Annotated in this window: 2 protein-coding genes; both read right to left on the bottom strand. The window is 61.6% G+C overall.

All coding sequences use genetic code 11. The features are described from left to right. Positions 1-218: 218 nt before the first annotated feature. Positions 219-758 (bottom strand): transposase, encoded by a 540-nt coding sequence (locus EYB53_RS24985; protein WP_135482282.1) that lies wholly within the window; start codon positions 756-758, stop codon positions 219-221. Between the two features lie 5 nt (positions 759-763). After that, complete coding sequence (locus tag EYB53_RS24980; protein WP_254151246.1) at positions 764-4,222, bottom strand: helicase-related protein; 3,459 nt, start codon at positions 4,220-4,222, stop codon at positions 764-766. Positions 4,223-4,585: the final 363 nt, after the last annotated feature.

The following is a 4,585-nucleotide window of genomic DNA, read 5'->3' as shown; positions in this document are numbered from 1 at the left end:
GGCGCGGCCCACCTGCCAGGTCGGGGAAGGTTGCGGTGGACGCTGGGCCAAGTCCCGGGCGGCAAGGGCGCGGCCCACCTGCCAGGTCGAGGCACCAACGCGGCCCCGTTCGACCTGCTTGGGGTGCGCCGCCAAGACGTCCTGGGAACTTGGCGCGCCCCACGGCGCACCCCTGGCAGGTCTCGCCAAGGTGGTCTCCTCTGCCTCGCTTGCCAGGTTTAAAGATCTTCAAAATCATCCTTATGCGCGGCGATAAACTCCGAGAGCCCACCGAAAGACGTGAGAACCGTATCACGCTTCAAGCGGGTTGGTTGTGTTCCGATGAGTGTTTGATATGACGAATATGTCCAGGTACGAAAATCGTCAATCAAGCCGTGGCGCTGCGGGTTGCGATGAATGTAGATGATGAGTTGGCGTAAGTAGCGATCATCGGTTACGGCTTTACGCTCAAATGAGCGTTCAAACAAGACGCCGCTGCGCCGATAGGATCGGTTGAAGGATCGTGCATACGCATTAAATAGATTGGCAAAACAACGACTGATCCGCTGTCCATCGGGTGCGTCGTCGCGGATACGTACCGAAAAATGAAAGTGGTTGGGCAACAAACAATATGCATACGTCTCGGCTACTGGTGAAATGTGGCGGTCATACAGCTTGAGAAAATAGATGTAGTTGCGTTCCTCACGAAAAATTCGCTCGCGATTGTTGCCGCGATTGTAGAGGTGATACGCGATCCCTGCTTGAAGTAACAATGCCATGACCCCTATTCAGTATACCCTTCAACCAAGCCCAATGCACAGACAATGTGCGGGTCATCCACAACCGGTTCGTCAGCATCGCGTACGACGACCAGGCGCTCATCTTCGTAGAAGCGCACGGCATTCGTCGCGACCTCTTCATCCGAGGCCCCCAGGCGGATTTGCTGGCTGAGGGCCGTGCGTGCCGCTTCGCGCAGCGGAAAGCGGAGCACGGCTTCGATCAGGGCGGGGAGGGTGCGCAGCAAGGGTTCTGAGAAGAGCGTTGGGCGGCGTTGGTGTTGCTCCAGGCAGCGCTTCACCCGTTCGTAGACCTGACGGCGCGTGCTGCGCAGTGAGCCAAGTTGCCCCGCAAAGGTCTGTTGCTCGTGCAGGGCGGCTTGCAGCGCCGCTGCGACCAATTCATCGTGGTTTGGCAGGTGCGGCACCGCTGGCGTATCCGGGCCACAGGCAAGGGCGCGAAAGGTGGCCGCCAGCGCTTGCGAGACGAGGCGACCCTCGGTGTCAACGCGCACCATCGCATCGGTGCCATCCGGGAAACGCAGGTAGCTCACGACCCCGGCGGGCGGTGCGGCGCTCGTTGGGCCGTGTACGGGGCGCGTGGCCCCCACAATGGGGGCCAACGCCAGCGCTGCCCGCTGATCCTGCTCGCTGGCGCTCTGCCAGACTTGCAGCGCGGCGCTGGCGAGATCAACGTCTTCGTTGCTGTCATCTTCCAACACCTGCGCCTGCTCGGTGTAGAGGTCGCGCAATTGGGTGGCCGACGCCTCACCAAAGAAGGTCTCATCCGTCCCGACCACCTCCTGATTGGCCTCCAGGCGCTCGGCCAGGCGCGTGCGCAAGCGAATGATCCGCTCGACCCCGTCGGCGGGCAAGAAGGAGTAGGCGTGGATCGTCTCGGCTTGCTGCCCGATGCGATCCACCCGCCCGACCCGCTGGATCAGGCGAATGATCGCCCAGGGCAGATCGTAGTTGACGACAATATGCGCATCCTGCAAATTCTGGCCTTCACCCAACACATCGGTCGCCACCAGCACCCGTAGCTCGGTTTCACCGTCCCGCAAGCCAGCATTGCTCGTCGGACTAAAGCGGCGGGCCAGCGCCGTGGGATCACCGGCCTGGCCGGTTGCCACCGCCAGATCCGTGACCCCGTGCGCCCAGAGTTGGGTCGCAAGGTAGCGTGCGGTATCGGCAAACTGGGTGAAGATCAAGACCTTCTCGTGCGGATGGATCTCGCGCAGCAACCGGGTCAACTCGGCCAGTTTCGCATCACGCGCAGGCTGCCAGCGCCCGACCTGCTGCGCCACTTCGGCCAGCATCCGGGCATCGTCGCGCAGCGCCCGCTTGAGCCTCGCCTGAAAGAAGCTGGGCGCGAGCCACTGAAAGCGCCGGTGGAAGCGGGTGGCATAGGCCGTATAGACCTGCGCCGCCCGTGCGGTATAGGCATTCAGCGCCACCTCAGAGTCGGGCAGCGCCGGATCAAGCGTCTGCTGCTCGGCACTCGCCGCGTCCTCATCATCGCCCTCGTCAGCCGTCGCCACCTCAGCATCCACGTCGCTCAGCGCCGGATCGAGCATCGCCACATCCTGCGTCCCAATCGGCACCGGCAGACCCTGCTCCAACGCGTGCAGCGTCACCATATTGCGCAGAATCTGGCGGTCGAGCGAGATCAGGAAGCTCTGCCCACTCGACTCGAGGCGCTTAAAGAGATTAGTACGACTAAAGCCGAGCAAGCGGCGTCCGGCGCGGGCCAGATTCTCCAGCAACGCACGCTCGGCGGGCGCAGCGCGTCGGGCCGCCGTCTGGTTCACATAGGCGGCCAATTCATAGCGGGGCAAGGCCAACTGCTCAATCACCTGGACGACCTGCGCGCGATAGAGGCGGGCATACTGGTCGGTGGGATCGTGCTCATCGAGCGCAAAACTCAGCGTGCGCGGCTGCCGCAGCGGAAAATAGGCCCGCCGCTCGCCAATCATCACATACGAGCGTTGCCGTTCGGCATCGAAGGTCGCATAGGTGCGCAGAATAAACTGACGGGTACGGCGCACCATAAAGAGGCGCATCAGATCGCGCCAATCATCGGGATGGTTGCTCTGCTCAAAGGCCCGCAACGACCGGGGCGAGGCGTCAAAATTGGCCTGAAAATCGGCCTCATTGCGTCCATCAGCGCAATACTCCTGAAAAAACCGCTCGGGGCGAATGCGCAGATCGCGGCGCTCATCCAGAAAGAGCCGCAACTGATTGCTCAAATCGGTGAACTGCTTATTGAAGGGCGTCGCCGTCAGCAACAGCACCCGCGCCCCATTGCGCTCGATATAGTCATGCACCGCCGCATAGCGCTTGCCCTGCCGATGGCGCAGATTGTGGCTCTCGTCGACAATGACCAGGCGGTAGCGCGGCAGGTGGGGCAACTCCTCGGGGGCCTTGCCCAACGATACCACCGCGCCAGCGACCTGATAGCGGGCGAGATAGTCACGCCACATCGGCATCAACTTGGGCGGACAGATCACCAGCGTATTGCTCTGCTCACTCGCTTGAAAGATCCGCGCCACCGCCGTTGCCATCAAGGTCTTGCCGAGGCCCACCACATCACCGAGCAGCACCCCCTCGCGGCGCTGGAGATACCGCGCCGCGAGCGCGACCGCCTCAGCCTGAAAGGGCAACAACACCTCACGCAGATCGGCAGGCAGCGGAAAGGCATGCACCCCTTCACGGGCATCCTGCGAGAGATAGTAGGCCATCTTGAGATAGACGTGGTAGGGCGCAACCACGCGATCCGCGGCCCAACTCGTCTCGATCAGATCCGCCAGGTCAGCGGAAATATCAAACGCAAAGGCATCATCCCAGCGCTCATCGAACCAGTGTTGCAGCTTGCGTGCAGCGTCCTGCTCGACGACATCCACATTGAGCTCACCGTGACCACTGAGGCCCGAAAAGCTGAGATTGCTACTCCCAACAAACCCAATCAGGGGTGTCATCGGATCATCGCGTTGCACCAGATAGAGCTTGGCATGGAGCGGATGGCGCAAAAAGAGCTTGACGCGCAGCTTGCGTGCCCGCAGTTGTGCCGCCAGGACGTGCAGCGTGGCCCGGGCCTTGGAAGAGGGCACCCCAAACTCAAGTTGTTCCCGAAAGCTCTGGGCGGCCTGCCGGCGCAAGCGGGCCACGGTCGGGCCATCGAGATAGCCCTCGCCCTCACGTGGCAGCCGCTGCAACGCCCGCATCACCTCGTGCTCGGGGCGTTGCATCCCCACCAGCAGACGACAACAGTGGTCATCAGTGCCCGCAAAGCGCTCCACAAGATCCGCCAGCGCGTCCCAACCACGCAGATGGAAATAGCCCACCGCTACATCAAGGCGATGGCTGAGTTCCAACATCGTACGGAGTGTCGGGAGCAAGTGCGTCGTGATATTATCGAAGATCGTCGGCATGCGCACCCCGCTAAGAATATCCGATTTTGCACCCAAATCCCTTGCGCTTTTTTGCTTCCTCGCGCCTACGGATCCATTGTAACACTAGTTAAGCCGCACCGTTCGCGTTGGCAAAGACCGCGCCGCTTGTTTTAACGCAAAGACGTAGAGGCGCAAAGGGTTGTAACGTCGACCTTATAGACCCCAGCGCATCCCTCACCACTGGGCGGGTAGGGCTTGATGCAAAGTCAGATCTCCGGGGGCACCGTCGGCGTCAACGCCTCAGCTAGGGTCTGCGAAGATCGCCTGCGCGGCCTATACTCGATTTAATTTTTAAAAACCATAACCGTTGTCTTGGGGTGATAGGGGCACCCGCAAGGGGTGCCCGTACCGGGGCGGGGGCCGAATCCGGTGTACGGG

This window comes from Candidatus Chloroploca mongolica (genome assembly GCF_004762035.2).
GTDB lineage: Bacteria > Chloroflexota > Chloroflexia > Chloroflexales > Chloroflexaceae > Chloroploca > Chloroploca mongolica.
The sequence above is the reverse complement of the archived record's forward strand: the minus strand, read 5'-3'. Positions and strand labels throughout refer to the sequence as shown.

Coding starts and splice junctions, on each gene's coding strand:
- EYB53_RS24985 (WP_135482282.1), bottom strand. CDS start 758: ATGGCATTGTTACTTCAAGCAGGGATCGCGTATCACCTCTACAATCGC.